This is a genomic window from Microbacterium proteolyticum, assembly GCF_014192415.1.
Taxonomy (GTDB): Bacteria; Actinomycetota; Actinomycetes; order Actinomycetales; family Microbacteriaceae; genus Microbacterium; species Microbacterium proteolyticum.
Window position 1 is genome coordinate 229,779 of sequence record NZ_JACHXY010000003.1, and the last position, 26,463, is coordinate 256,241.

Annotated in this window: 24 protein-coding genes; 11 read left to right on the forward strand and 13 right to left on the reverse strand. The window is 70.5% G+C overall.

Translation table 11 applies throughout. The features are described 5' to 3' along the window. Nucleotides 1–12: 12 nt before the first annotated feature. Together rlmB and cysS are read right to left on the reverse strand one after the other, a co-directional pair. Nucleotides 13–1,008, reverse strand: a complete 996-nt coding sequence (gene rlmB, locus FHS07_RS13220) for a 23S rRNA (guanosine(2251)-2'-O)-methyltransferase RlmB (RefSeq protein WP_183420380.1) — start codon at nt 1,006–1,008, stop codon at nt 13–15. Then, nucleotides 1,001–2,395: a cysteine--tRNA ligase gene (cysS, locus tag FHS07_RS13225; RefSeq protein ID WP_183420381.1), complete on the reverse strand. Its 1,395-nt coding sequence runs from the start codon at nt 2,393–2,395 to the stop codon at nt 1,001–1,003. Before cysS ends, rlmB begins: the two co-directional genes overlap by 8 nt. A gap of 67 nt (nt 2,396–2,462) precedes the next feature. Here cysS and FHS07_RS13230 point away from each other — a divergent pair, with 67 nt between their 5' ends. Next, the gene (locus FHS07_RS13230) at nt 2,463–2,924 is read left to right on the forward strand and encodes a GNAT family N-acetyltransferase (RefSeq protein ID WP_183420382.1); all 462 of its coding nucleotides are present in this window, start codon (nt 2,463–2,465) and stop codon (nt 2,922–2,924) included. On the opposite strand, the gene ispD is transcribed toward FHS07_RS13230, so the two are convergent. Together ispD and FHS07_RS13240 are read right to left on the reverse strand one after the other, a co-directional pair. Then, nucleotides 2,921–4,120: a 2-C-methyl-D-erythritol 4-phosphate cytidylyltransferase gene (gene ispD / locus FHS07_RS13235; protein WP_183420383.1), complete on the reverse strand. Its 1,200-nt coding sequence runs from the start codon at nt 4,118–4,120 to the stop codon at nt 2,921–2,923. The two genes, FHS07_RS13230 and ispD, sit on opposite strands and share 4 nt — an antisense overlap. 50 nt (nt 4,121–4,170) lie before the next feature. After that, a complete protein-coding gene (locus FHS07_RS13240) occupies nt 4,171–4,653 on the reverse strand; it encodes a CarD family transcriptional regulator (RefSeq protein WP_058233016.1) in 483 nt (160 codons plus the stop codon). Nucleotides 4,654–4,858: 205 nt separating this feature from the next. On the opposite strand from FHS07_RS13240, the gene FHS07_RS13245 reads away from it, so the two are divergent. Then, a complete protein-coding gene (locus tag FHS07_RS13245) occupies nt 4,859–5,425 on the forward strand; it encodes a DNA modification methylase (protein WP_183420384.1) in 567 nt (188 codons plus the stop codon). Between the two features lie 108 nt (nt 5,426–5,533). Here FHS07_RS13245 and FHS07_RS13250 read toward each other — a convergent pair whose 3' ends face one another. Both FHS07_RS13250 and FHS07_RS13255 read right to left on the reverse strand, forming a co-directional pair. After that, nucleotides 5,534–6,217, reverse strand: a complete 684-nt coding sequence (locus FHS07_RS13250) for a response regulator transcription factor (protein ID WP_183420385.1) — start codon at nt 6,215–6,217, stop codon at nt 5,534–5,536. Then, the gene (locus FHS07_RS13255) at nt 6,214–7,428 is read right to left on the reverse strand and encodes a sensor histidine kinase (RefSeq protein WP_183420386.1); all 1,215 of its coding nucleotides are present in this window, start codon (nt 7,426–7,428) and stop codon (nt 6,214–6,216) included. The genes FHS07_RS13250 and FHS07_RS13255 overlap by 4 nt, the downstream gene beginning before the upstream one ends. A gap of 172 nt (nt 7,429–7,600) precedes the next feature. Between FHS07_RS13255 and phoU the strand changes: the two genes are divergently transcribed. Further along, complete coding sequence (gene phoU, locus FHS07_RS13260; RefSeq protein ID WP_183420387.1) at nt 7,601–8,284, forward strand: phosphate signaling complex protein PhoU; 684 nt, start codon at nt 7,601–7,603, stop codon at nt 8,282–8,284. A 59-nt stretch (nt 8,285–8,343) separates the two neighbouring features. On the opposite strand, the gene FHS07_RS13265 is transcribed toward phoU, so the two are convergent. After that, nucleotides 8,344–9,090 (reverse strand): phosphoglyceromutase, encoded by a 747-nt coding sequence (locus FHS07_RS13265; protein ID WP_183420388.1) that lies wholly within the window; start codon nt 9,088–9,090, stop codon nt 8,344–8,346. Between the two features lie 51 nt (nt 9,091–9,141). Between FHS07_RS13265 and FHS07_RS13270 the strand changes: the two genes are divergently transcribed. Then, nucleotides 9,142–9,939: a class I SAM-dependent methyltransferase gene (locus FHS07_RS13270; protein WP_183420389.1), complete on the forward strand. Its 798-nt coding sequence runs from the start codon at nt 9,142–9,144 to the stop codon at nt 9,937–9,939. A gap of 59 nt (nt 9,940–9,998) precedes the next feature. Here the strand turns inward: FHS07_RS13270 and FHS07_RS13275 are convergent, their stop codons facing one another. From FHS07_RS13275 to FHS07_RS13290, 4 genes are all read right to left on the reverse strand, one after another. Further along, the gene (locus tag FHS07_RS13275) at nt 9,999–11,108 is read right to left on the reverse strand and encodes an FUSC family protein (protein WP_183420390.1); all 1,110 of its coding nucleotides are present in this window, start codon (nt 11,106–11,108) and stop codon (nt 9,999–10,001) included. Beyond that, the gene (ygfZ, locus tag FHS07_RS13280; protein WP_183420391.1) at nt 11,105–12,193 is read right to left on the reverse strand and encodes a CAF17-like 4Fe-4S cluster assembly/insertion protein YgfZ; all 1,089 of its coding nucleotides are present in this window, start codon (nt 12,191–12,193) and stop codon (nt 11,105–11,107) included. Before ygfZ ends, FHS07_RS13275 begins: the two co-directional genes overlap by 4 nt. A 2-nt stretch (nt 12,194–12,195) precedes the next feature. Then, complete coding sequence (locus tag FHS07_RS13285; protein WP_183420392.1) at nt 12,196–12,795, reverse strand: heme-binding beta-barrel domain-containing protein; 600 nt, start codon at nt 12,793–12,795, stop codon at nt 12,196–12,198. Between the two features lie 130 nt (nt 12,796–12,925). Beyond that, the gene (locus FHS07_RS13290; RefSeq protein ID WP_183420393.1) at nt 12,926–13,216 is read right to left on the reverse strand and encodes a hypothetical protein; all 291 of its coding nucleotides are present in this window, start codon (nt 13,214–13,216) and stop codon (nt 12,926–12,928) included. 114 nt (nt 13,217–13,330) lie between these two features. On the opposite strand from FHS07_RS13290, the gene FHS07_RS13295 reads away from it, so the two are divergent. The 4 genes from FHS07_RS13295 (at nt 13,331) to FHS07_RS13310 (ending at nt 17,743) form a co-directional block, all read left to right on the forward strand. Then, complete coding sequence (locus FHS07_RS13295; protein WP_055956528.1) at nt 13,331–14,023, forward strand: response regulator transcription factor; 693 nt, start codon at nt 13,331–13,333, stop codon at nt 14,021–14,023. Between the two features lie 56 nt (nt 14,024–14,079). Continuing rightward, complete coding sequence (locus FHS07_RS13300) at nt 14,080–16,248, forward strand: RNA degradosome polyphosphate kinase (protein WP_183420394.1); 2,169 nt, start codon at nt 14,080–14,082, stop codon at nt 16,246–16,248. After that, nucleotides 16,245–17,183, forward strand: coding sequence for an NUDIX hydrolase (locus FHS07_RS13305; RefSeq protein ID WP_183420395.1), 939 nt, complete (start codon nt 16,245–16,247; stop codon nt 17,181–17,183). The genes FHS07_RS13300 and FHS07_RS13305 overlap by 4 nt, the downstream gene beginning before the upstream one ends. Nucleotides 17,184–17,335: 152 nt before the next feature. Further along, nucleotides 17,336–17,743: a 4'-phosphopantetheinyl transferase superfamily protein gene (locus FHS07_RS13310; RefSeq protein WP_183420396.1), complete on the forward strand. Its 408-nt coding sequence runs from the start codon at nt 17,336–17,338 to the stop codon at nt 17,741–17,743. Nucleotides 17,744–17,787: 44 nt separating this feature from the next. Here the strand turns inward: FHS07_RS13310 and FHS07_RS13315 are convergent, their stop codons facing one another. Next, nucleotides 17,788–19,086 (reverse strand): M1 family aminopeptidase, encoded by a 1,299-nt coding sequence (locus FHS07_RS13315; RefSeq protein ID WP_183420397.1) that lies wholly within the window; start codon nt 19,084–19,086, stop codon nt 17,788–17,790. Further along, complete coding sequence (locus tag FHS07_RS13320) at nt 19,083–23,021, reverse strand: Pls/PosA family non-ribosomal peptide synthetase (protein WP_343054720.1); 3,939 nt, start codon at nt 23,019–23,021, stop codon at nt 19,083–19,085. The genes FHS07_RS13315 and FHS07_RS13320 overlap by 4 nt, the downstream gene beginning before the upstream one ends. Nucleotides 23,022–23,186: 165 nt before the next feature. Between FHS07_RS13320 and pstS the strand changes: the two genes are divergently transcribed. The 3 genes from pstS to pstA all read left to right on the forward strand — a co-directional run bounded on the left by pstS (nt 23,187) and on the right by pstA (nt 26,437). Beyond that, nucleotides 23,187–24,302 (forward strand): phosphate ABC transporter substrate-binding protein PstS, encoded by a 1,116-nt coding sequence (gene pstS / locus FHS07_RS13325; protein ID WP_183420398.1) that lies wholly within the window; start codon nt 23,187–23,189, stop codon nt 24,300–24,302. Between the two features lie 79 nt (nt 24,303–24,381). Beyond that, entirely contained in the window at nt 24,382–25,326 is a 945-nt protein-coding gene (gene pstC, locus FHS07_RS13330) for a phosphate ABC transporter permease subunit PstC (RefSeq protein WP_183420399.1), read from the forward strand. A gap of 1 nt (nt 25,327) precedes the next feature. Then, nucleotides 25,328–26,437, forward strand: coding sequence for a phosphate ABC transporter permease PstA (pstA, locus tag FHS07_RS13335; RefSeq protein ID WP_183420400.1), 1,110 nt, complete (start codon nt 25,328–25,330; stop codon nt 26,435–26,437). Nucleotides 26,438–26,463: the final 26 nt, after the last annotated feature.

The window sequence follows — 26,463 nt, forward strand, 5'->3', positions numbered from 1 at the left end:
GTTGGTTCCGGATCACCCGGCGGCGCGCAGCGTCGACACCTGGTACAGGGCGACGGATGCCGCGATTCCGGCGTTGAGGGACTCGGTGGCGGCCGTGATGGGGATCGACACGACCTGATCGCACGTCTCGGTGACGAGGCGCGACAGGCCCTTGCCCTCGGAACCCACGACGATGAGGACCGGCCGGTCGGCGAGCTCGAGCGAGGGCAGCGACACGTCGCCGTCGCCGTCGAGGCCCAGGACGAAGACGCCCTGCTTCTTGAACTCCTTCAGCGTCGCCGTGAGGTTCGCTGCGAGCGCCACGGGGATGCGGGCGGCGGCGCCGGCGCTGGTCTTCCACGCGGCGGAGTTGACGCTCGCCGAGCGGCGCTGCGGGATGATGAGGCCCTGGCCGCCGAAGGCGCCCGTGGAGCGGATGATCGCACCGAGGTTGCGCGGGTCGGTCACGCCGTCGAGCGCCACCAGCAGCGGCACCTCGCCGCGATCGATGATCTGTTCGAGCAGGTCCTGCGGGTGCGCGTAGGAGTACGGCGGCACCTTGAGTGCGACGCCCTGGTGGACCCCGTCGAATCCGGCCATGCGGTCGAGCTCGGGGCGGGTCACCTCGAGCACCGGGATGCCGCGGTTCGTCGCCATCGACAGCATCTCTTTGACGCGGTCGTCCATCTCGACGCGCTGGGCGATGTACATCGCCGTGGCGGGGATCTTCGCGCGCAGCGCCTCGAGCACCGAGTTGCGGCCGGTGACGGTCTCGGTGTCGTCGGCCGCTTTGGGGCTCTTGCGGTTGGGGTTGCCGACCGCGCGCACGCCGGGTCGACCCTTGCCACCGGCGGCGGCGTAGCGCTCCTCGGCGGCCTTGCGCTTGCCGGCGGGGTGCCAGGCGCGGTCCTCCGCCTTGGGCGTGGGGCCCCGACCCTCGAGCGCCTTGCGGGGGTGCCCGCCGGTGCCCTTCAGGGGGCCTTTCTTCTTGCCGGGGTTGCGTGCTCCGGGGCGTCCAGGCTTAGGCATCGATACTCCAATGTGTTCCGGCCGGAGTGTCCTCCAGCGTGATTCCGGCGGCGGCGACGGCATCGCGGATGCGATCGGCGGCCGCCCAGTCTTTGTCTGCGCGCGCGCGGGTGCGCTGCGCGATCATCTCCTGCAGAAGGGCGTCGAGGGTCGCGTCGGCCGACCCGCTCGCGATCGCGGGCTCGGAGGCCTCCAGACCCAGGATGCCGAGCATCGCGGCGACGGAGCGATGAGCGGCGATCGCGGCATCGATGTCTCCCGTGTCGATCGCGACGTTTCCCGCGCGCACCGTGTCGTGGAGCGACGCCAACGCCTGGGGGACCCCGAGGTCGTCGTCCAGGGCTGCGGCGAATGCGACGGGGATCTCGCCCGGCACGATCACGAGCGCGTCTGCGCCGGAGGCCCGCAGCACGCGCTGACGGAAGGTGGCGATCCGCTCCAGCGCGCTGGCCGCCTCGGCGAAGCCGCGGTCGGACACGTCGAGGCTGGAGCGGTAATGCGCGGCGGCGAGGGCGTACCGCACGACCAGCGGGTCGTGTTCGGCGAGCACATCGGCGGCGAGGACGAAGTTGCCGAGCGACTTCGACATCTTCTGCCCGTCGACGGTGACGAGGCCGTTGTGCATCCAGTGACGGGCGAAGGCGTCGCCCGCGGCGGTCGACTGCGCGATCTCGTTCTCGTGGTGGGGGAAGCGCAGGTCGAGTCCGCCGCCGTGGATGTCGAACTCCACGCCGAGGTAGCGACGCGACATCGCCGAGCATTCGATGTGCCAGCCGGGACGGCCCGCTCCCCACGGCGAGGCCCAGGTGGCCGATACGGGCTCTCCCGGCTTGGCGCCCTTCCAGAGGGCGAAGTCGCGCGGGTCGCGTTTGCCGCGCGGGTCGGCGTCGGCCGCGGGCTCCATGGCATCCAGGCTCTGACGCGTGAGCTCGCCGTAGGCGGGCCACGAGCGCACGTCGAAGTAGACGTCTCCCGCGGCGGAGTACGCGTGGCCGCGCTCGATGAGCTCGGCGATGAGCTCCTGCATCTGCGTGACGGACGCGGTGGCGCGCGGTTCGTAGGTGGGCGGCAGGATGCCGATGGCGGCGTAGGCCCGTGAGAACTCGAGCTCCATGCGGTACGCGAGTGCCCACCAGGGCTCGGCGTCGGTGGCGTTCGCGAGCACCTTGTCGTCGATGTCGGTGACGTTGCGCACGAACGTCACTCGTCCGAAGCGGTGGGTGAGCCACCGGCGGAGCAGATCGAAGGCGAGAGCGGCGCGCACGTGGCCGATGTGGGGCCCGGACTGCACGGTCGGGCCGCAGACGTAGACGGTGATGTTCGAGGGGTCGAGAGGGACGAAGTCGCGCAGGTCTTGCGCCCTCGAGTCGTACAGCCGAACAGTCACCGCACAAGCCTACCGGCCACCTCGTGCGCGACACCTGGGGGAAACACGCAGCGGCTACGGTGCGGGTATGCCCCTGCTCATCCGCCCCGACGACCTCACCGGTGCCGAGACCCGCGCCCTGGTCGCCGCTCACCTGGCGGAGATGCTCGAGAACACGCCGACCGAGAGCATGCACGCCCTCGACGCCGACCGTCTGAGCGCCGACGGCGTCACGGTCTGGTCGGCGTGGGTCGACGACGAACTCGCGGGCATGGGCGCGTGCAAGGATCTCGGCCACGACCGGGCCGAACTGAAGTCGATGCGTGTCGTCGAGCGCTTCCTCGGACAGGGGATCGGCCGGGCCATGCTGCGGCACATCATGGAGGATGCGGCGGAGCGCGGCATCCGGAGCCTGTGGCTCGAGACCGGCAGCACCGACGACTTCGCGGCCGCGCGCGGACTCTACGCGAGCGAGGGATTTCGCGAGTGCGAGGCGTTCGCGCCCTACGAGCCGGATCCGCTGTCGACGTTCATGACCCGCGAACTCTAGATCGGCACGACCAGGGCCGTGGCGAAGGCCGCGACCCCCTCGGTGCGTCCGGTGAAGCCGAGTCCGTCGGTGGTCGTCGCGCTCACCGACACCGCCGCTCCCCCCAGGGCCGCCGACAGCACCCGCTCGGCCTCGACGCGACGCGCCGCGAAGCGGGGGCGGTTGGCCTGCACCTGCACCGAGACGTTCCCGACCCGCCACCCCGCCGCGCTCAGCAGCTCGACCGTGTGCGCGAGGAACGCCTCGGCGTGGGCACCGGCGAACTCGGGGCGATCGGTGCCGAAGTGCGTGCCGATGTCGCCCAGACCCGCCGCCGCCAGCAGGGCGTCGACGATGGCGTGCGCCACCGCATCGCCGTCGGAGTGCCCCGACAGGGCCTGCTCCCCCGGCCATTGGAGGCCCGCGAGCCAGAGCGTGCCCTCGCCTCCGAAACCGTGCACGTCGGTGCCGATGCCCACCCGGGGCACCGAAGCGGACGGGGACGGGACGGATGCCAGGGGGGCGGCGGCGAGCAGTGCGCGTGCGCGCTCGAGATCGGGGGTCGTGGTGATCTTGAACGCCACCGCGTCGCCGTCGACGACGACCACATCGTGTCCGGCCGCTGCCACGAGGGCTGCGTCGTCGGTGTGGTCCGCCTCGACCGAGTTCAGGGCCGCGCGCAGGACCGATACCCGGAAAGCCTGGGGAGTCTGGGCGGCCGCCAGCTCGCTGCGGTCGACGGCGGCCACGACACGGCCGTTCACGTCGACCCGTTTGATCGTGTCGACGACCGGAACGGTGGGGATGACCGCGACGGCGCCGGCAAGGATACGCGCCATGACGCGCTCGAACACCGCGGCCGGGGTGAGGGCCCGGGCCGCGTCGTGGATGAGCACCGTGTCGACGTCGTCGCGCAGGACGGCGAGCCCGGCCGCGACCGACTCCTGACGGGTGGTCCCGCCCGCGACGATGTCCACCGGGCGGGTATCGCCGGCGGCGACGTCGCGTGCGACGTCCAGAGCGGTCGCTTCATGACCCGCGGGTACGACGACCACCACCTGCGCCGGCCGAGCCATGAAGACACCGCGAAGGGCATGGTGGAGGATCGACCGTTCGTCGAGAGCCACGAACGCCTTCGGTGCCCCGCCGCGAAGACGGGTACCGGAGCCGGCGGCCACGACGACGACCGCGAAATGCGGATCCGGGGCGTGAGTCACCCGTTCACGCTAGCGCGATGACGTCCTGAGACGTGGCACGCCGAGCGACGTCAGGACGCGAGGACCTCGTCGAGCACGACGCTCGCGCGGTCTTCGTCGGTCTTCTCGGCCAGAGCGAGCTCGGACACGAGAATCTGACGGGCCTTGGCCAGCATGCGCTTCTCGCCGGCGGAGAGACCGCGATCCTGATCGCGGCGCCACAGGTCGCGGACGACCTCGCTCACCTTGATGACATCACCCGACGCCAGCTTCTCGAGGTTCGCCTTGTAGCGACGCGACCAGTTGGTCGGCTCCTCGGTGAAGGGTGCGCGCAGCACCTCGAACACGCGGTCGAGACCCTCTCTGCCGATCACGTCGCGAACGCCGACGAGGTCGACGTTGTCGGCCGGGACCTCGATGACGAGGTCTCCTTGCGTGACGTTGAGCTTCAAGTACTTCTTCGTCTCGCCCTTGATGACGCGTTCTTTGACCTCGATGATCGTGGCCGCGCCATGGTGCGGGTAAACGACGGTCTCGCCAACCTCAAAAAGCATGGAGTTATGTCCTTTCGGCAACATCCAGGATACCACAGGCCTGCATGCGCTATTGTTCCGCCCACCCTGCGGCCCCTCCCCCTCGCGCGCGGGTCCTGCACGACCCACGTGCGCGGGGTACCTGAGGCGCGCGCCGCGCGAGCCGGACCCGCAGCATGTACCCCGTAGGATGAGTGGGATGCCGTCTGTCGATCTTGGAGGATCCGTGAAAACGCGCCTGATCGCGTCCGTGGCCCTGGGTGCCGCTGTTCTGCTGGGCACGACGGGGTGCAACCTCATCGCTCCGCAGGCGACCACCATCGACTACTCGGCTTCGGACGGCGTGAACGTCCCCGCCGAAGCCGGCCCCCTGTCGGTGCGCAACGCCCTGATCGTCGCCAACGACGACGGCACGACCGGCAACTTGGTTGCTGCGATCGTCAACGACACCACCGACCAGCTCGTGCTGCGCATCGAGGTCGGCGAGGGCTCCTCCGCGGTCCGCGCCGCCGTCAACGTGCCGGCCGGCCGCACGCTCAGCCTCGGCGACCTGGCGGACGACGTCGAGCCGCTGCGTCTCGACGACATCGACGCCGTCCCCGGCTCCACCGTTCCGGTCTACTTCCAGTCCGGCGACGGCCAGGGCTCGCTCATGCAGGTGCCCGTGCTCGATGGCGCCCTCGAGTACCTCGCGCCCCTCGCCCCGACGCCCGAGGCGACCGTGACGATCGCGCCGATCCCCACGAACACGGCGACGCCGACCCCGACCGCGACGCCGACGCCTTCCTCCTGAGGACGACGAGGAAGGCGTCGACGGGTTTCGTCGGCGCCGATCCTCTCCCGCTGAAGACGACGACGAAGGCGCCGACGCATCGCGTCGGCGCCTTCGTCATTCTCGCGGTCACGCCTCGAAGCGATACCCGAGGCCCCGCACGGTGACCAGCATGCTGGGCTCGCTCGGATTCTGCTCGATGCGCGAACGGATCCGCTTGATGTGCACGTCGAGCGTCTTGGTGTCGCCGAAGTAGTCGGTCCCCCACACGCGGTCGATGAGCTGACCGCGCGTCAGGACACGGCCCGCGTTGCGCATCAGGACCTCGAGCAGCTCGAACTCCTTGAGCGGCATGTTGATCTCGCCGCCGTCGACCGCGACCGTGTGGCGATCGATGTCGAGCACCACGCGGCCGCCCGCCAGGACGCGATCGTCGAGGTCCGCGCCGTCGGGCGTACGACGTCGAAGCACCGCGCGCATGCGTGCCAGCAGCTCCCGCGTCGAGTAGGGCTTGGTGACGTAGTCGTCGGCGCCGAGTTCGAGCCCCACGACGATGTCGACCTCGGAGTCCTTGGCCGTCAGCATGATGATGGGCACCTGCGAGGTCAGCCGCAGCTGCCGGCAGACCTCGGTACCCGGCATCCCGGGGAGCATGAGATCCAGCAGCAGGATGTCGGCACCGCGCTCGCGGAAGGCGGCGAGAGCGAGGGCTCCATCTTCGGCGATCTCGACCTCGTAGCCTTCGCGGCGCAGCAGGTAGGCCAGCGGGTCGGCGAGATCGGGCTCGTCCTCGACGATCAGAACGCGAGTCATTCGGTTTCTTCCTTCACGGGAACGGAAGCCGCGGCAGAGGCCTTGCGGCCCTTGCGACGCTGCTTCGGACGGACGATTTCGAGATCCGGGGTCTCCGACAGCGGGAGGCGGATGGTGAACGTCGAGCCGCGGTCGGGGCGCGACCACAGTCGCACCTCGCCGCCGTGTCGCTGGACGGCGTGCTTGACGATCGACAGCCCGAGTCCGGTGCCGCCCGTGCGGCGCGAGCGCGCCTGGTCGGCGCGGTAGAACCGCTCGAACACCCGGTGCTGGTCACCCTCGGGAATGCCGATGCCGCGGTCGGTGACGGCGATCTCCACGACGTCGACGTCGAGCTTGATGCCGACCCCGACTTTCGAACCCTGCGGCGAATAGGCGATGGCGTTGGCGATGAGGTTGCCCACCGCCTCCGTGAGGATCTGGGGCTCGCCGCGCACCCAGAGGCCCTTCGTACCCCCGCGCACGACGACCACCTGCGCCGAGTCGGCCTGCACCGTGTGCGCCTCGACGGCGGCGGTCACGACCTCGTCGATCGACACGTCGCGCACGTCGCGGAGCTCCTCGGCCGCCTGCAGACGCGACAGGCTCAGGATGCGATTGACGAGCGCACTCAGTCGCGCCACCTCGGCCTGCATGCGCGCGGCGAAATGACGCACCTGCTCGGGGTCGTCGGCCGCCGATTCGATCGCCTCGGCGAGGAGGCTCACGGCGCCCACCGGGGTCTTTAGCTCGTGAGAGGTGTTGGCCACGAAATCGCGGCGCATCTCTTCGACACGCTCGCGCTCGGTGATGTCGCGCAGCACGACCAGGGTGAGCCGGTTCGAGATGGACGTCGCCCGCACGGCGACGAGGCGCGCCTCGGCCGGGGCCGCACCACGGCGCAGACGCAGGTTCTCAGCGACGCCGGCTCCGGTGTCGCGGGCGACGCGTGCCACGCGCTTCAGTTCATCGCTGGCGACGACCTCCCCGGTGTGCACGCCGAACACCTCGGCGGCGGGCGAGAGCGCCAGCACCGTCGACGACATGTCGCACACGAAGGCGGGGTCGTCCATCGCCTCGAGCATGGCGTCGACACCTTCCGGCACATCGACGTTCGTCTCGGCCCGAGAACGCTCACGTGCCCGCAGCGCTGCGACCACCAGACCGACCACCGCGGCCCCGATCAGCAGACCCGCGAGGAGCGAGAGCAGCGCGAGCTGCGGTTGTTGCATGCCCCCAGCGTAAACGGGAGGATGCCGCTTCACCCGCCGTTCACCACCGCGCGGACTCACGCGGACGTTACTATTCACTGTCACAGCACCACTCGTTAACCTTCGCTGGACAGAATCCCGGAGGGTAGCGGGACACCTCCGTGCCGTGCCGCCGACGAGGAAGGTACCCGCCATGCGCGAAGTATTCCACCAGTCCCTCGAGGACGTTCAGAACCGCCTGGTCGAGATCGCCGACCTCGTGACCATCGCGATCGATCGCGCCACGCGCGCGTTCGGCACGAGTGACGTCGCCCTCGCCGAAGAAGTGATCGAAGCCGACGCGATCATCGACGAGAAGGCCGTCGCGCTCGATGAGCTGGCCATCGAGATCCTCGCCCGCCAACAGCCGGTCGCCCGCGATCTGCGCATCGTCGTGACCGCCCTGCGCGTGAGCGCGTCGCTGGAGCGCATGGGCGACATGGCCGAGCACATCGCCCAGCTCGCCCGGTCGCGCTTCCCCGAGCGCGCGATCCCCAAGGGACTCAAGACCACGTTCACCCGCATGGGCGAGCTCGACGTCGAGGTGGCGCGCAAGCTCGCCGAACTCCTGCGCACGCAAGACCTGCGCCTCGCCGAGTCGATCCGCGACACCGACGACGACATCGACGAGCTGCACGTGAGTGTCTTCGAGAAGGTTCTCGGCGACTCCTGGAAGGGCGAGCCCACCGCAACCGTCGACGCCACCCTCGCGAGCCGTTATCACGAGCGCTTCGCCGACCACGCCGTCTCGGTCGCGAAGAAGGTCGTGTACCTCGCGACCGGCGACTGGGCCGGTGCCGATGAAGAGGCGGCGAACGAGCCCAGCCCCGTCATCTGACGACACACGTGGAAAGGGGGTGGATGCCGATCGGCATCCACCCCCTTCGACGTGCGGTGTCAGTGCTTGTTGCCCTGAGCAGCCACGGCGGCGGCGCCGGCCGCGGCGGCCTCGGGGTCGAGGTACTCGCCCGGTCCGACCGGGGTGAGGTCGTCGTTCAGCCGATAGACGAGCGGGATGCCCGTGGGGATGTTCAACTCGGCGATGTCGGCGTCGCTGATGCCCTCGAGGTGCTTCACGAGGCCGCGCAGCGAGTTGCCGTGCGCGGTGACGAGCACCGTCTTGCCGGCCTGGAGGTCGGGCACGATGTCGCTGTGCCAGTACGGCAGCATGCGGTCGATGACGATCTTCAGCGACTCGGTGTCGGGCACCTCGCCGTCGATGCCGTCGTAGCGGGGGTCGCCGACCTGACTGTACTGGTCGTCGGCGGGCAGCGCCGGCGGCGGCACGTCGAATGAACGGCGCCACAGCATGAACTGCTCGTCACCGAACTCCTCGAGGGTCTGCGCCTTGTCCTTGCCCTGCAGCGCGCCGTAGTGGCGCTCGTTCAGGCGCCACGAGCGCTTGACCGGGATCCAGAGGCGGTCGGCCGCGTCGAGCGCGATGTTCGCCGTCTGGATGGCACGGCTGAGCACGGAGGTGTGCAGCACGTCGGGCAGCACACCGGACTCGGCGAGCATCTCGCCGCCGCGCTGCGCCTCGGCCTTGCCCTGGTCGGTGAGTCGCACGTCGACCCAGCCGGTGAACTGGTTGGTCTTGTTCCACTCGCTCTGCCCGTGGCGGAGGAGGATCAGCGTGTGAGGCATGACTCCATGCTATCGACGCGCGGGCGTCGACCAGGAGCTGCAGCTGGCATCATGTCGGACGTGACCTCCTCCCCCGTCGGCCGTCCCACCCGCGGCACGACCGGGGTCAACCGCCTGCGCCGGGTCGACCGCTGGATCGCCCGGCATCCGGCGCTGCGCCGCAGCGACGACCCGCTCGTGGTGGATCTCGGCTTCGGGGCGAGCGCGGTCACGCCCCTCGAGCTGCACGCCCGCCTCGTCCGCGAGCGACCGGATGCAACGGTGCTCGGCCTCGAGATCGACGCCGACCGCGTGGCCCGCGCCCGGGAGCAGGCCGGCGGTGTCGCCGGAGTGTCCTTCGCCCGCGGCGGATTCGAGGTGCCGACCGCCCCGGGACGGCGCCCCGCGATCATCCGCGCGATGAACGTCCTGCGTCAGTACGACGAAGAGGACGTCGCCGGCGCCTGGGCACGCATGTGCGCGCGCCTCCAACCGGGCGGCATCCTGGTAGAGGGCACGTGCGACGAGATCGGCCGGGTCGTCACGTGGGCGGAGGTGGGAGCCGACGCGGTGCCCCGGAGCCTGACGATCTCGCTCAGGCTCGCCGAGCTCGACACCCCCGCCGTTGCGGCCGAGCGCCTGCCCAAGGCTCTGATCCATCGCAACGTCGAGGGCGAGCGGGTGCACGCATTCGTGGCGTCTCTCGAACGGGAGTGGGCGCGCGCAGCGGCGGTCGCGCCCTTCGGCGCCGTCCATCGCTGGCGCACCGCGGTGAAGGGGATGCAGGATGCCGGATGGCCCCTCGTGCGTCGCGAGCGCTGGCGGCTGGGCGAGGTCGGCGTCGCGTGGGAGGCCGTCGCTCCGCGGTGAGCGGGCCGGACACGCCCCGATCCACCCTCTCTCGGATCCGACGTTCTCCTCGCGCCGTCTCAGATACGGGGCAGCAGCGCCCGTGCCTCGGCTGAGGGCATTCCGGCCGCGGTGAGCAGATCGACGGCCAGCGGTCGCATCGCGGCGACGAGGTTGAGTTCTCCGACCCCGCCGTCCGGCAGCAGCGCAGCCGGATCGAGGCGACGGATGACGGCGACCACCGCCGAACGCGCCGCCGGCTCGAGCGAGATGTCGTCGAGGCTGTCGCGCACCAGCGACGCACCCCGGGCGAGCTCGGCCAGCAAGTCGGCCGGTATCGGTCGCGTCTCACCGTCCGCGCAGAGGTAGGCGACGCGCCGGGCCACGACCCGCAGATTGCGTGTGGCCAGATCCAGGGACTGCCTCACCCGCTCGTGGCGCTGCAGCTCCGTGCGCTGGCGGCGGAGGAACGGCGAGATACGCGCCACCTCGCGTCCCGACTCCAGCGACCCGCTCCATGCATCGACGTAGGTCTGCAGCGACCGGGCACGCTCGAGACCGCGCTCGGCCCGGACGCGATCGCCCCGTCGCAGCGCCCGCACGATGGTCGCCATCGCGACCTCGAGCGCATCGAACAGCTCATCGGCGTCGCGCAGTTCGGTGCGCCGCAGCGTCCGCGGGATCAGCGCCGTGACGATGAGCGCCGCGACCCCGCCGATCGCGCCGTCGACGAGACGCAGGAACGGCGCTCCCGTGACCACGACCAGGGCGATGAGCGACTGCACCACCGCCGCCAGGGCGAAGCCCGGCTGGGGTGAGAGGAAGCGGGCGACCAGCAGCGTCGACGTCATGGCCACGGCGATCTGCCACCAGCCGCTGCCCGCGGTCACCAGCACGATCTCGGCGATGAGGATACCCACCAGCATGCCCATGACGGTCTCGGCGACGCGCCACGGGCGCGCATCGCGCACGAGTCCGAGACTCGACACCGTGACGGTCGCCGCCAGCAGCGGGACCGGATGCCCGAGCACGAAATGGGCGAACGCGTACGCCGCGGTCGCTGCGACGACGATCTGCGAGATCGCCGGAAGCGAATCGCGCACCCGCGCGGCACGCCGACGCAGCGTCGAGCGCAGGCGCGAGCGGGGAACGACGACCCCGACGGTCGTCGAGGAGTCGTCGGCGATCATTCCGCCGCGCGGCGGCGTCCGAGGCGGGGCATCCGCGGAATGGACGCGGTGGCCCCCGCGTCGGCGGGTACGACCGTCTCGGCCGCGGCAGCGAGTGGCCCGTCGGCGGTGTCGACGACGAGCGGCACTCCCTCGGGTGCGGTGCGCTTGACGAGGGCGAGGGCGATCGGCCCCTCCTCATGGTGCACGGCGACCGAGGTGATGGCACCGATCACGATGTCGCCCGCGCGCACGGCGTCGCCGCGGGCGGGGAGGACGTTGTCGCTTCCGTCGAGCTGCAGGGCCACGACGCGGCGGGGCGGGTGGCCGAGGTTGTGCACCTTCGCCACCGTCTCCTGGCCGCGGTAGCAGCCCTTCGACAGGTGCACCGCAGTGCGCAGCCAGTCCATCTCGTGCGGGAGGAGACGTTCGTCGGCGTCGACGCCGACGCGCGGACGCCACGCGGCGACACGCAGCGCCTCGACGGCATCCAGACCCGACAGGGCGATCTCTCCGCGGACGGCGCCGTCGAGCACGCGACCGAACTCCTCGGCATCCACGATCGCCTCGGCCCAGTCGCGCTCGGCACCGGGGTGCGGTTCGACGCGGGCGTAAGCCCAGCCGCCAGGTGAGACCGCGGGCCACGGGTCGACCCAGACGGGGGCGACGGTGCGCAGGGTCTCGACGGCCGCGCGGGTGCCGCCCACGACGACGAGGTCGTCGGAGCGGTCCCGCACCTCGACCCGCAGGCGGAAGCGCATGCGGGTGAGCCACGTCGCGAGTGCTTCCACGTCGGAGGCGTCGACGAGGAGCCACATCGTTTCGCCGTCGTCGACCACCGCGGCGGCGTGCTCCACCCGCCCCTGGGGGTCGAGGATCAGCAGCTCGGTGGACACCCCGGGCGCGAGATGCGTCAGAGCCTGCGACGACAGCGAATCGAGCCAGCTGCGGCGGTCCTCGCCGCCGACGGAGATCACGCGCCGGTCGCCGAGGGGGGCGAGCGCGGATCCGGATGCCAATCGTCGCTGCTCCGCCACGGGCGAGCCGACGTGGCGGAGCCCGCGGTCGTCCATGACGGCACCGGGGACGTCGGCGAGGGAGACCATGATCACTCCGCCCGCGCGAGACGCGCCGAGGCGTGCGAGCCGAGCTCGCGGCCCAGGGCGGCGATGTCCCACGCCCACAGCAGGTGGTTGTCGACCAGTCCGTACAGACGCGTCGCGGCCGCGTAGGGCTTCGCTCCGGCGGTGCGCACGACGGCATCCGTCGCCAGATCGATGCGGGGGCCCTTCACCTGACCGACGTAGAGCTCCAGGATGCCGTCCGCATGCGCCAGGCTCACCTCGATGTCGAAGCCGCCGTCGGCGTTGCGCAGCGCCTCGACGTCATCGGCCGTGCGGGCGACGGGCGACGTTGTGGCCGGAAGGAGCCCGGGGCCGGCGTCGGCGTCTCCGACCGGTCGCGCCAGACGCCAGTAGCCGATCTCGGAAACGAGGGGCCGCCGCTCTTCGCCGTCGAGCAGCCAGGCGTCGGCGGAGTAGTTCAGAAAGGCCCCGCCGTCGTGGCTGAAGCTCACGCGATGTGCGAACTCCCCGGAGAACGCACGACCGTCCGCCTCATAGTCGATGACGCCGGTGCCCTCCCAGACGCCGACGAGCCACGAGAGGGGAACGAGGTCGGCGGGAAGGTCGGTCGGGATCTCGATCACGACGCGCTCAGCGCTGGCCGCGATAGAGGTTCCAGACGACCGTTCCGGACACGAAGGCGATCGCCAGCGAGGCGAGACCGAGAAGTCCCACGAAGAACAGTTCGAGCGCGAGGAGGTCCATGGCTCAACTCTAGCCCGAGACCAGGGATGCCAGACCGAAACCGATCGTGATCACCCCGAGCACGACGAGCGCACCCAGCGAGCTCAGCGCCATCCGCTGGATGAAGGCCTGCGACCGGCCGTACCAGAGCTGCACGGCGAACGACACGATCACGCACCCGCCGAGGGCGACCGCGACCCACTGCGCGCGCCACTGCTCGGGGGCGAAGATCCCGATGAGGACGCCCGCGACCGCAGCCAGCACCCATACCGCGACGACACCGGCGTAGGTGTGGCGCGGGGCGAGGTCGGGAGTCGACATGCCCCCATCATCGCTCAGGACCCCCGCCGCGCGCACGCGCAGCGCCGGTGATGAGGCCGCCGCCTCGTCGCCCTAAGATGATCGGGTGCGCGACACGCCGCACGGGAGGTCCTCTTGGCACAGCTTCTGGTACTCAGCTCCGCCCCGGGCGGCGGGGCTGCCCTGCCCGCGCTCGAATTGCTGAGCCACCGCGTGCGGCAGATCCCCGCCGAGGCCGCGCAGCTGGTGAACGCCCCCAGCGCCGACGTGATCTTCGTCGATGCACGCTTCGACCTCGTCGGCGCCAAGTCGCTGTGCAAGATCATGTCGACCACCGGCATCGAGGCTCCGCTGGTGCTCATCATCACCGAGGGAGGCCTCACCGCGGTCTCCACCGACTGGGGCATCGACGACGTCGTGCTCGTGGGCGCGGGTCCCGCCGAGATCGACGCCCGCATCCGACTGGCCATGGGCCGGCAGACGGCGGATCAGGTGTCGACGCGCATCCAGACCTCGGGCATCACCATCGACGAGTCGTCGTACTCGGCGAAGGTGCACGGCAAGCCGCTCGACCTCACCTACAAGGAGTTCCAGCTCCTGCACTTCTTCGCCACGCACCCCTCGCGGGTCTTCACGCGCGAGCAGCTGCTGAGCGAGGTGTGGGGATACGACTACTTCGGCGGCACCCGCACGGTCGACGTGCACGTGCGCCGCCTGCGCGCCAAGCTCGGCGACCTCGAGCAGCTCATCGGCACCGTGCGCAACGTCGGCTACCGCTTCAACGTGTACGAGGACGACGCCCCCGTCGCGGCATCCGCCCCCGTCTAACCCGACGCCTACCGCCCGTTCACTCCCGTGTCACCGACCACTGCAATGATGTGGGGATGATGGAACACGACGTGCTGGACACCGGACTCGGTGACGCCGACGACGATGACTTCGATGAGGCCGTCGAGGCCGAAGACGACCAGCTGCCCGATCACCGGTACCTCGACCGCGAGGTGAGCTGGTTGGCGTTCAACCAGCGCGTCCTCGAGCTGGCGGAAGATCCGGCCGTCCCCGTGCTGGAGCGCGCGAACTTCCTCGCCATCTTCGCCAGCAACCTCGACGAGTTCTTCATGGTGCGCGTCGCGGGGCTCAAGCGCCGCATCGTCACCGGGCTCGCCGTGCCCACGAACGTGGGCCGAGCACCGCTCGACGTGCTCGCCGACATCTCGGCCGAAGCGCACCGCCTGCAAGAGCGCCACGCGGCCGCCTGGACCGAGAAGGTCCGCCCCGCGCTGGCCGAGGCCGGCATCGAGGTCGTGTCGTGGGACTCGCTCGACGAGGACACCGCCGCTCGGTTGACCGAGTATTTCCAGCGCAACGTCTTCCCGGTGCTCATGCCGCTCGCCGTCGACCCGGCGCACCCGTTCCCCTACATCTCGGGACTCTCGCTCAATCTCGCCATCCGCATCCGCAACGCCCGCACCGGTCGTCAGGAGTTCGCGCGCCTGAAGGTGCCGCCCATGCTGCCGCGCTTCGTCGAGGTGCAGGGAGGGGGCCCGGGCGTGCGTTACCTCCCGCTCGAGGAGCTCATCTCCAATCACCTGGGAGACCTCTTCCCCGGCATGGAGGTGCTCGATCACCACGCGTTCCGCCTCACCCGCAACGAGGACATGACGATCGAGGAGGACGAGACCGAGAATCTCATCCAGGCCCTCGAAGCCGAGCTCCTGCGCCGCCGTTTCGGCCCGCCGATCCGCCTCGAGATCACCGAGGACATGGATGACGTCACCCGGTCGCTGCTCCTGAGCGAGCTCGACATCACCGAGCAGGAGGTCTACCGCCTTCCCGGCGCCCTCGACCTGCGCGGATTGTTCGATCTCTCGCGTATCGACCGCCCCGACCTGCGGTACCCGCCTCACGTGCCCAAGACCGCTTTGGCGTTCCAGCCGCCGGAGCAGAACGGCCGCGCCGACCTGTTCCGCGCGATCCGCAAGAACGACGTGCTCGTGCACCACCCGTACGAATCGTTTGCGACGAGCGTGCAGGCGTTCCTCGAGCAGGCCGCCCGCGACCCGCACGTGCTCGCCATCAAGCAGACCCTCTATCGCACATCGGGCGACAGCCCCATCGTGCAGGCCCTCATCGATGCCGCCGAGGCGGGCAAGCAGGTGCTGGCGCTCGTCGAGGTCAAGGCGCGCTTCGACGAGGCGAACAACATCGTCTGGGCCCGCAAGCTCGAGAAGGCCGGCGTCCACGTCGTCTACGGCCTCGTGGGGCTCAAGACCCACTGCAAGCTCGCCCTCGTCATCCGTGAAGAAGAGGGGCGACTCCGCCACTACAGCCACGTCGGCACGGGCAACTACAACCCCAAGACGAGCCGTATCTACGAAGACTTCGGCCTCTTCACCGTCGACGATCAGGTGGGTCGCGACCTCACCCGCCTGTTCAACGAGCTCAGCGGCTACGCGATCGAGAAGAAGTTCAAGCGCCTGCTCGTCGCGCCCCTGCACCTGCGCAAAGGCCTGCTGCGCCACATCGACAAGGAGCGCCGCAACGCGCTCGAGGGCAAGCCCTCCGGCGTGCGCATCAAGGTCAACTCGATGGTCGACGAAGAGATCATCGACGCGCTGTACCGCGCCAGCCAGGCCGGGGTCCCCGTCGAGGTGTGGGTGCGCGGCATCTGCTCGATCAGGCCGGGAGTCCCGGGCATGAGCGAGAACATCATCGTGCGCTCCATCCTCGGCCGCTACCTCGAGCACTCGCGCATCTTCTCGTTCGCGAACGACGGCGATCCCCAGATCTTCATCGGCAGCGCCGACATGATGCACCGCAACCTCGACCGCCGCGTCGAGGCGCTCGTGCGGGTCGTCGACGAGAACCAGCTGCGCGAACTCACGTCGTTGTTCGATCTCGCGATGGACGACGGCACGAGCTCGTGGCACCTCGGGTCGGAGGGCGAGTGGACGCGTCACAGCGTCGCCGCCGACGGTTCGGCCCTCCTCGACCTGCAGGAGCACACGATGTCGCGCGTCCAGCGCAAGCGCCGCGCCCGGACGGCCCGATGACGGAGACCGCCGTCTATGCCGCCGGCGGCGTCGTGTGGCGCCGCGTAGAGGGCAAACTCCGCATCCTGCTCATCCACCGCACCAAGTACCGCGACCTCACTCTGCCCAAGGGCAAGGTCGATCCCGGCGAGACCCTCGCCGAGACGGCCGTCCGCGAGATCCGCGAAGAGACCGGCATCCGCGTCGCACTCGGGGTCCCGGTGGGTGTCTCGCGATACCGGATGCCGAACTCGCGCACGAAGATCGTGCACTACTGGGCGGCCGAGGCCACCGATGCGGCCGTGCGCACGTCGTCGTTCGTGCCCAACAAAGAGGTCGCCGCGATCGAGTGGGTGAGCATGAAGAAGGCGCGCAAGCACCTCAGCTACCCCGTCGACATCGAGATCCTCGACGAGTTCGCGCGCATCGTCGACGAACAGGCCCTGCCGACGTTCCCGATCGTGGTGCTACGTCACGGCAAGGCGCGCTCACGCGAGGAGTGGGACGGCGACGACACGGATCGCCCGCTCAACGCGCGCGGTCGCAAGCAGGCCGAGGCCATCGTCGGACCTCTGCTGGCCTTCGGGGTGCGTCGAGTGCTCTCGAGCCCCGCGGAACGATGCGTGCGCACCGCCACCCCGATCGCCCAGGCGATCGGTCAGCGGGTGCAGCTGACGGCCGACATCAGTCAAGATGCGTGGGAACGGGGCCGGGCCGATGCCCGAGCTGTCATCGGGCAGCGCGTGCGCGCGCGCAAACCCGTGGTTCTCACCAGTCACGGCCCCGTTCTGCCCGCCCTTCTGCACGAGCTCGCCCTTGCGACCGGCACGATGAGCGGCTCCTACCTCGGCAGCGCGTCCACCCTCGAGCCGGGCGCGTTCTCGGTCGCCCACGTACCGGTCGAGCATCCGGGTGCGGGCATCGTGGCGATCGAGACGCACGAACCGCGGGCGTGACCCTCCCGCCGGGCATTCGCATCGCGTGGCGGGCGGTTCCCGCGCGCTCGTCGCGGCGAGACACGTCGCGGGCGCTCCTCGCGGAGATGCTCCCCGGTGCGGGGTTCGTCTCCCGATGCCCGCTGTGCGGCGGTGACCACGGTCGGATTCGGGTGGAAGGCGAGGATGCCGAGGCGGCGGATGCCGCGGTGTCGGTGTCGTACGTCCCCGGGTGGGCCGTCGTCGCGGTGACACGGGAGCACGCGCGCATCGGCGTCGACGCAGCGCCGGCGGATGCCGCGGGACTCGATCGCGTCCTCCCCGGTGCGGCGGATGCGCGAGCCTGGGCGCGTGCGGAAGCGGTGCTGAAGGCCGACGGGCGGGGTCTGGCCGTCGACCCGGCTCGCGTCTCCGTACACGAGAGCACGGATGGGTGGTGCGCGAGGATCATCGACCGTCCGGACGGCCGGCACTCGACGACCGAATGGCGTGGGTGGGACCTCGACGGCCCCGAGGGTGTGGTGGCGGCGGTCGCTGTCGACGCGCCCGCCGAGGCCCACCGCCGCGCGCGTAACTCCTGACCGGCGCGGTTGAAGCGGGTGACCCGCCCCGGACCCCGTAAGTGTCAGGGGCGCGGCGGCAGAGCCTCGGCGTCGATCCAGCGCGACAGCACCGCCACGGCATCCGGTCCGCCGGCGCGCTCGACCGCGGCGCGGAAATCCTCGGTCGTGACGAGTGCGTGCCGGTGCTGCGCCGTCCAACCCCGCACCAGGTCGAAGAACGCCTGGTCTCCGAGCGTCCGGCGAAGAGCGTGCAGGGTCAGTGCTCCGCGCTTGTAGACGCGATCGTCGAACATGTCGTCGGGGCCGGGGTCGGCCAGGAGCAGATCGCGGGGCTTGGCGGCGAGGCGCGCGTAGTGCTCGGCGACACACGTCTCGACGGGGGTGCCGCCCGAGGCATCCGACCACAGCCACTCGGCGTAACAGGCGAAGCCCTCGTTGAGCCAGATGTCGCGCCAGCGCGCGATGCCGACGCTGTTCCCGAACCACTGGTGTGCCAGCTCGTGCGCCACCAGACGCTGAGCTGCCGGTACGAGATGGTTCATGCCGAAGACGGCGAGACCCTGCGCCTCGAGCGGGATCTCGAGCTCGTCGGCCGTGACGACCAACGAGCAGGTGTCCTGCGGATAGGGCCCGAAGAGCCGGTCGAACACACGGAGCATCTCGGGCACTGCCGCGAAGGCGCGATCGACCGCCGCGTTCAGTGACGGGGGCGCGGTGACGCTGACCGGCGGGACGACATCCACTCCCCCACCGACGAGCGGGCGGGTGCGGTAGCGGCCCACGTGGACGGCCGCGAGGTACGTCGCGGTGGGCACGTCGGAGGTGAACGTCGACGTCACGCGTCCCCCACGCCGGGTCGTGGGACCTGCGACCCCCGTCGCCGCCACCGTGTAGCCGTCGTCGACGGTGATCTCCATGCGCATGCGCGCACGATCGTCGGGACGGTCGTTGCACGGGAACCAGGTCGGCGCCCCGATGGGTTGGCCCGCCACGAGCGCGCCGTCGGTGAGTTCCTCCCACCCGACGGCGCCCCAGCGCGAGCGCCGCGGGGCCGGGGCGCCCGCGTACACCACCTCGACCTCGAAGACCGCGCCCTCGGCGAGCGGCTGCGGGGGCGTCACGCGCACCACGCGCGGACCGGCGGCGAATCGGGCCACCTCCCCGTCGACGCGGACGCGCGACGTGCGCAGCCCCACGAGGTCGAGCGCGAACGAGGTCAGCGGCGCACGCGCGACGGCCACGATGGTCGCCGTCCCCTCGAGCCGGTTGGTACGCACGCGATAGCCGAGGGCGAGGTCGTAGGACCGCACATCGTACGACGCGTCACCGCTCTGCGGGGCGTAGGGGTCGGTCGTGCTCACGTCGTCGACTGGTAGGCGCGCACCTTCACCGCACGCCAGGGTCCGATGGGGTTGCCGCTCCAGCGCGAACCGACCGGGACGGTCTCGCCGCGCATGACGAGCGAGGCGGGACCCACGGTGGCGTGCGCCCCGAGCGTGGATGCCGGCAGCACCACGCTGTGCGGGCCCAGGGTCGCCCCGGGTTCCAGCTCGACGGTGTCCATGCTCATGATTCGATCATGGAACAGATGCGTCTGAACGACGCATCCGCGGTTGACGGTTGACGCATCGCCCAACGTGACCAGGTCGGGTTCGGGCAGCCAGTAGCTGTCGCACCACACGCCCCGCCCGATCTTCGCTCCGAGCGTTCGCAGCCACACGGCGAGCGCCGGCGTCCCCGACGCCGCCCGGGCGAACCAGGGTGCCGCGACCATCTCGGTGAACGTGTCCGACACCTCGGTACGCCACACGAAGCTCGACCACAGCGGCTGCTCTCCCGCGCGGATGACGCCGACGATGGCCCACTTCGCCGCGGTCGACACCCCGGCGGCGACCGCACCGGCCGCCAGCAGCACGAGGCCCGACAGCAGCAGTGTCCAGACGGGTCCGGTCGCCTCCCACAGCGTCGCGAGCGTGAACAGCACGCCCAGTCCGATGCCGCACGTCACCACGACCGGCACGAAACGGCACAGCTCCCACAGGGTGCGAGCCAAACGCAGACCCGGTCCGGGGTTGTACGTACGGGAATCGTCGACCCCGGCCGACAACCGTCGCAGGCGCACCGCCGGCGAACCGAGCCACGACGACCCCGCTTTGGCCTTCAGCGGAGCGGCCGACAGCACGGCGACGAGCCCGTCCCGCGGAACGCGGTGGCCGGGGGCGGCCATGCCGGAGTTGCCGAGGAACGCGCGCTTGCCGATGCGCACCGGACCGATCCGCAGCCATCCGGCGCGTAGCTCGTAAGAGGCGACCATGGTGTCGTCGGCGAGGAACGCCCCGTCTTCGATCCGCGCCATCGAGGGGATGAGCAGGACGGTGGATGCCTCGACGTCACGGCCGACGCGCGCGCCCAGCATCCGCAGCCACACGGGGGTGAACAGCGACGAGTAGAGCGGGAACAGGATCGTGCGGGCGGCATCCAGGAGTCGTTCGATGGTCCACGCCTGCCAGGCGACGCGGCTGCGCACCGGATGAGTGCCCTCGGACAGACCGATCGAGAGGAGCCGCACGAGCAGGACGACGGATGCCGCGAAGACCAGGCCCGTGACGGCGACGCCCGGAACGAGCCAGACGAAGGCCCGGCCCGCAGCCTCGGCGAGCGAGTCGGCGCCGCGCAGGCCCTGGGCCACGACGAGTCCACCCACGGCGAATGCCGCCAGCGGCAGAAGGGCGAGCGCGACCGCGGACGCGGCGTAGGCCCACAACCAGCGCGTCGGCGCCGGCGGACGCTCACTCGGCCACCCCTTCGCGGTGCCCCCCACGCGGACGGCGGGCGAGCCCGCCCACGACTGATCGGCCTTGACACGGCCGAAGACCGCCGAGCCGGGGGCGATCTCGGCACGACGGCCGATACGGGTGCCGGGCGCGAGGGTCGAACGCGCACCCACCGTGGCATCCGCTCCGATCCGCACCTCGCCGATGCGCACGAGGTCACCGTCGATCCAGTACCCCGTCAGATCGACTTCCGGCTCGATCGATGCACCGTCGCCGACTTCGAGCATGCCGGTGACCGGCGGCAGGGCGTGCAGGTCGACGTTGCGACCGATCCGCGCGCCCAGCGCCCGGGCGTAATACGACACCCACGGGGCTCCGGCCAGGCCCACGGCATCCACCTGATCGGCGATCTGCTCGGCCAGCCAGAGCCGGATGTGCACCCATCCCCCGCGGGGGTAGTCGCCCGGACGAACATCCGCCAGCAGAAGACGAGCGGATGCCACGGCGATCACCATGCGCCCGAACGGGGTCGCGAACACCAGCAGGCCGACGCCGAGCACGGGCCAGGGCACGCTCGGCAGCACGTCGAAACCCGGGACGAGTTGCAGGATCGCGGAGGCGGTCAGCAGGTAGAGCAGCCAGCGCACCCCGGAGAGGATGAACAGGGGCGCGCCGAGGAGCGTCTGCGCCCATTGCGTCGAACGGGGCGTGGGCGCCGCACGGTGGAACTTCGCGGGCGCCTCGTCGGCGAGCTGCGGACCGAGCGCCTTGGCCATCGCACCCAGGCGCGGCACGTCGTAGATGTCGGCCACCGAGAACTCCGGCACCCGCGTGCGGATGCGCGAGACGAGCTGCGCGGCGGCGAGCGAGCCCCCGCCGAGGTCGAAGAAGTCTGTCTTCCGCTCGGTCACGGGAAGACCCAGCACCGCCTGCCACTGTTCGGCGAGCCAGCTCTCGTCGGCGGTGAAGTCGGTGGCGGCGGGGGCGTCGACGCCCGGTAGCGGCCACGGCAGCGCGGCGCGGTCGACCTTGCCCGAGGTACGCACGGGCAGGGCGTCGACGACGCCGAGGAGGGGGATGGTCGCCGCGGGGAGCCGCTCGGCGAGCGCCGCACGGGCGGCCCCGCGGTCGAGCTCCACTCCCTCGTCCATCACGAGGTAGCCCACCAGCACCGGCACGCCGGCCTCGGTGGTGCGGACGGCGACGGTGGCCGCGCTGACCCCCGAGAGATCCTGCAAGGCCGATTCGACCTCGCCGAGCTCGATACGTCGCCCGCCGACCTTGACCTGGTCGTCGGCGCGCCCCTGGAACACGAGTCCCTCGGGCTCGAAGCGCACGAGGTCGCCGGAGCGGTAGGCGCGGTCCCAGCCGAGGGTCGGCATGGGAGCGTACTTCTCGGCGTCCTTCGCCGGGTCCAGGTACCGCGCGAGGCCGACGCCGCCGATGATCAGCTCGCCCACCTGGCCCTCGGCGACCGGGAGCCCCTCGGCGTCGACGACGGCGAGCGCCCACCCGTCGAGGGGGAGGCCGATGCGCACGGGCAGGGAACCGTCGAGCGGGGCGGCGCAGGCGACGACCGTGGCCTCGGTGGGGCCGTACGTGTTCCACACCTCGCGCCCCTCGGCGACGAGCCGCGCGGCGAGTTCGGGCGGGCACGCCTCGCCGCCGAAGATCAGCAGCCGCACGTTCTCGATCGAGTCCGCCGGCCACATCGCCGCCAGCGTCGGCACGGTCGACACCACCGTGATGCCCTGGCGCAGCAGCCAGGGTGCCAGATCTTCGCCGGAGCGCACGAGCGACCGCGGCGCCGGCACGAGGCACGCCCCGTGACCCCACGCGAGCCACATCTCCTCGCACGAGGCATCGAACGCCACCGACAGACCCGCGAGCACGCGGTCGCCGGGGCCGAGAGGCTCCTGCTGCAGGAAGATGCGGGCCTCGGCCTCCACGAACGCCGCGGCCGAACGATGCGAGACGGCGACGCCCTTGGGGACGCCGGTGGAGCCGGAGGTGAAGATGATCCAGGCGTCGTCGTCGACGGTGGGCGGGGCGACGATGGGCACCGCGTTGGTGCTCGGGTGGGGTGCGTCGCCGTCGTACAGCCGCACCAGGTCGGTATCCTGCGCGATGAACTCCCCCTCCCCCGCGACGATGCCGCGAACGCCCGCCTCCCCGAACACGAGGCGGGCACGGTCGTCGGGATCGTCGGCATCGACGGGGACGTAGGCGGCACCGGCCGCCATCACGGCCAGGATCGACACGTACAGCTCTTTCGAGCCCGAGGGCATGCGCACGCCGACCCGGTCTCCACGGCGGACGCCCGCCTCGTGCAGGGCCGCCGCCGTCCGCCACACCCGCGCCAGGAGCTCGCGGTAGCTGAGGGCACCCGAGCCATCGTCGATGGCCGAGGCCTCCGGATGCCGCGCGGCGACGTCGGCGAGGAGGTCGATGAGGGTGCGCGGAGGCGGCGCGGCACCGGTCCGATCGAGGGCAGCCTGGGGCTCGGGCACGGGGGTCGTCACGGGGATGAACAGTACAGCGCTGAGGAGAACACCCCGGAATGGCTGGGCTGGTTCACCGCCCGTTCACCCGAGGGGCGCATCCTCTTAAGGATCGCTGTTTAGCGTTCCCGGCGAGTCCCCACGGGGCTCACCTCACAGCTCCCGATATCCCGAAGGACTTTCATCGTGAAGATCACTCGCTTCGCTCAGCTCGGCGCGCTCACCGCCGTCGCAGCACTCGCCCTCGCCGGCTGCGCCGCGAACGAAGGCGGCGCCAGCACCGGCGGCAGCAGCAGCGACACCGGCTCGAACCTCTCGGGCGAGGTCGCCAGCGGTGGCGCGTCGTCGCAGGAGGTCGCCGTCCAGGCGTGGACCGCCGGATTCCAGACGGCCAACCAGGGTGTCACCATCACCTACGACCCCGCTGGATCGGGTGCCGGCCGCGAGTCGTTCCAGGCCGGGGCCTTCCCCTTCATCGGTTCGGACCGCGCGTTCAAGGACGACGAGATCGCCGCCGGTGGTTTCGGCGCCTGCGCCGACGGCTCGGGCATCATCGAGCTCCCCACCTACATCTCCCCGATCGCGGTCATCTTCAACCTCGAGGGCGTCGACTCGCTCAACCTCGACGCCGCGACCGTCGCGGGCCTGTTCACGGGCACCATCACGAACTGGAACGACCCGGCCATCGCCGCCCTCAACCCGGGCGTCACGCTCCCTTCCCTGGCCGTGACCCCGGTCCACCGTCAGGACGACTCGGGCACCACCGAGAACTTCACCGACTACCTCTACCAGGCCGCTCCCAGCGTCTGGACGTCGGAGCCCGACGGCGAGTGGCCGCTCACCTCCGGTGAGGCCGCCAACGGCACCTCGGGCGTCGTCTCGGCCGTGTCGGGCGCCAACGGAACGATCGGCTACGCCGACGCGTCGCGTGCCGCTCAGGAGGGCCTGTCGACCGTCGCCATCAAGGTCGGCGACGACTTCGTCTCGTACTCGCCCGAGGCCGCTGCCGCGATCGTCGACGAGTCGCCGTTCGTCGAGGGCCGCGCCGACGGCGACCTCGCCATCGAGCTCGAGCGCACCTCGCAGGAGGCCGGTGTCTACCCCATCGTCCTGATCAGCTACATGATCGCGTGCGAGCAGTACAGCGACAACAACACGGCCTCGATCGTGAAGTCCTTCCTCGAGTACGTCGCGAGCGAAGAGGGTCAGACCGCCGCCGCCGACGCCGCGGGTAGCGCCCCCATCAGCGACTCGCTCCGCGAGCGCGTCAACTCGGCGATCGACCTGATCGTCACGCAGTAAGACCCCCTGAGACCCGGCCCGGAGCACACGAACGCTCCGGGCCGGGTTCTCGCCCGTTCTAGACCCGAGACAGGACGACATGACCACCACCACGGCTCCGGCGCCACAGAAGCCGAAGCAACGCCCAGGAGACCGCGTCTTCTCGGGCACCGCCCTCTTCGCCGGCTCCATGATCCTCGTCACACTCGCCGCGGTGACGATCTTCCTCGTCGCCCAGTCGATCCCCGGATTCACCGCCACCAGCGAGAACGCCTCGATCCTGAGCAGCGACTTCTGGTCGTACGTGGGCCCCCTCGCCTTCGGCACGATCTGGGCGTCCATCCTCGCGCTCATCATGGCCGTGCCCCTGTCGGTGGGCGTGGCACTCTTCATCTCGCACTACGCGCCCCGCCGCCTGGCACAGGGCCTCGGATACGTCGTCGACCTGCTGGCGGCCGTCCCCTCCGTGGTCTTCGGCCTCTGGGGCATCCTGGTGCTCGCCCCGGCCATCCAGCCGGTCTACGCCTGGCTCAACACCAACGCGGGCTGGTTCCCGTTGTTCTCCGGAACGGTCTCGGCCACCGGCCGCACGATCCTGACCGCCGCCGTCGTCCTCGCGGTGATGATCACCCCGATCATCACCGCCATCTGCCGCGAGATCTTCCTGCAGACGCCCGTCCTCCACGAAGAGGCGGCACTCGCCCTCGGCGCGACGCGCTGGGAGATGATCCGCATGGCCGTCTTCCCGTTCGGTCGCAGCGGCATCGTGTCGGCGTCGATGCTCGGTCTCGGCCGCGCCCTCGGCGAGACCATGGCCGTCGCGCTCGTCCTCTCGGCATCCGGAGTCATCACGCTCCAGCTGTTCACGTCCGAGAACCCCAGCACCATCCCCGCCAACATCGCCCTGACGTTCCCCGAGGCCTACGGCTTCAACGTCAACGTGCTCATCGCAACGGGTCTCGTGCTCTTCATCGTCACCTTCGCGGTCAATGCGCTGGCGCGCTACATCGTCAGCCGCCGCAAGGAATTCTCGGGAGCGAACTGACATGACCGCCACGTCCACTGCGCCGCGCACCCCGGCGACCGCGACACCCACGCGATCGACCAACAGCCTCACCAGCGGTCGCCTCCCCTCGTGGGCTCCGTGGGTGACCCTCGCCGGCAGCGCGGGCCTCTCGGCCCTGCTCCTGGGCATCGTCTCCCTCGCCTCGGACGCTCCGTTCAACATCGCGGGGTGGGCGGTCGTCGCGGCCGTCCTGTACCTGATCCTGATCACCACCGCCTCCACGATCATCGAGGGACGACGCAAGGGCGTCGACCGCCTGGTGACGGGCGTCGTGGTCATCGCCTTCGGCATCGCCATGGTTCCGCTGGTCTCCGTGGGAGTCACGGTCGTCACCAACGGCGTGAGCGGCATCAGCGCCGAGTTCTTCAACTCGTCGATGCGCAACGTCGTCGGCGAGGGCGGAGGCGCCCTCCACGCGATCATCGGCACCGTGCTGATTACGCTGGCCGCCGCCGTGATCTCGATCCCGATCGGCATCTTCACCGCCATCTACCTGATCGAGTACGGCGCCGGAAAGCGTCTCGCGCACGCGATCACCTTCCTCGTCGACGTCATGACGGGCATCCCGTCCATCGTCGCGGGACTGTTCGCCTACGCCCTCTTCGCGCTCTTCCTCGGCCCCGGAATCCGCATGGGCATCATGGGCGCGATCGCTCTGGCGGTGCTGATGATCCCCGTCGTCGTGCGCTCGACGGAAGAGATGCTGCGACTCGTCCCCAACGAGCTCCGTGAGGCGTCGTACGCGCTCGGCGTGCCCAAGTGGCTCACCATCAGCAAGGTCGTCCTGCCGACGGCCGTGGCCGGCATCACCACCGGTGTCATGCTCTCGATCTCGCGCGTCATCGGCGAGACGGCGCCCCTGCTGCTCACGGCGGGCGTGGCCACCTCGGTGAACTACGACCTGTTCAACGGCCGCATGATGACGCTGCCGGTGTTCGCCTACTCCCAGTACATGAACCAGGGCATTCCCGCGACGGCCTTCATCGACCGTGCCTGGGGTGCGGCCCTGGTGCTCATCGTCATCGTCATGGTGCTGAACCTCGTCGCGCGCGCCGTGGCGAAGTTCTTCTCCCCCAAGCTCGGCCGCTGAACGCGGCACGTCGACCCGACCAGAAA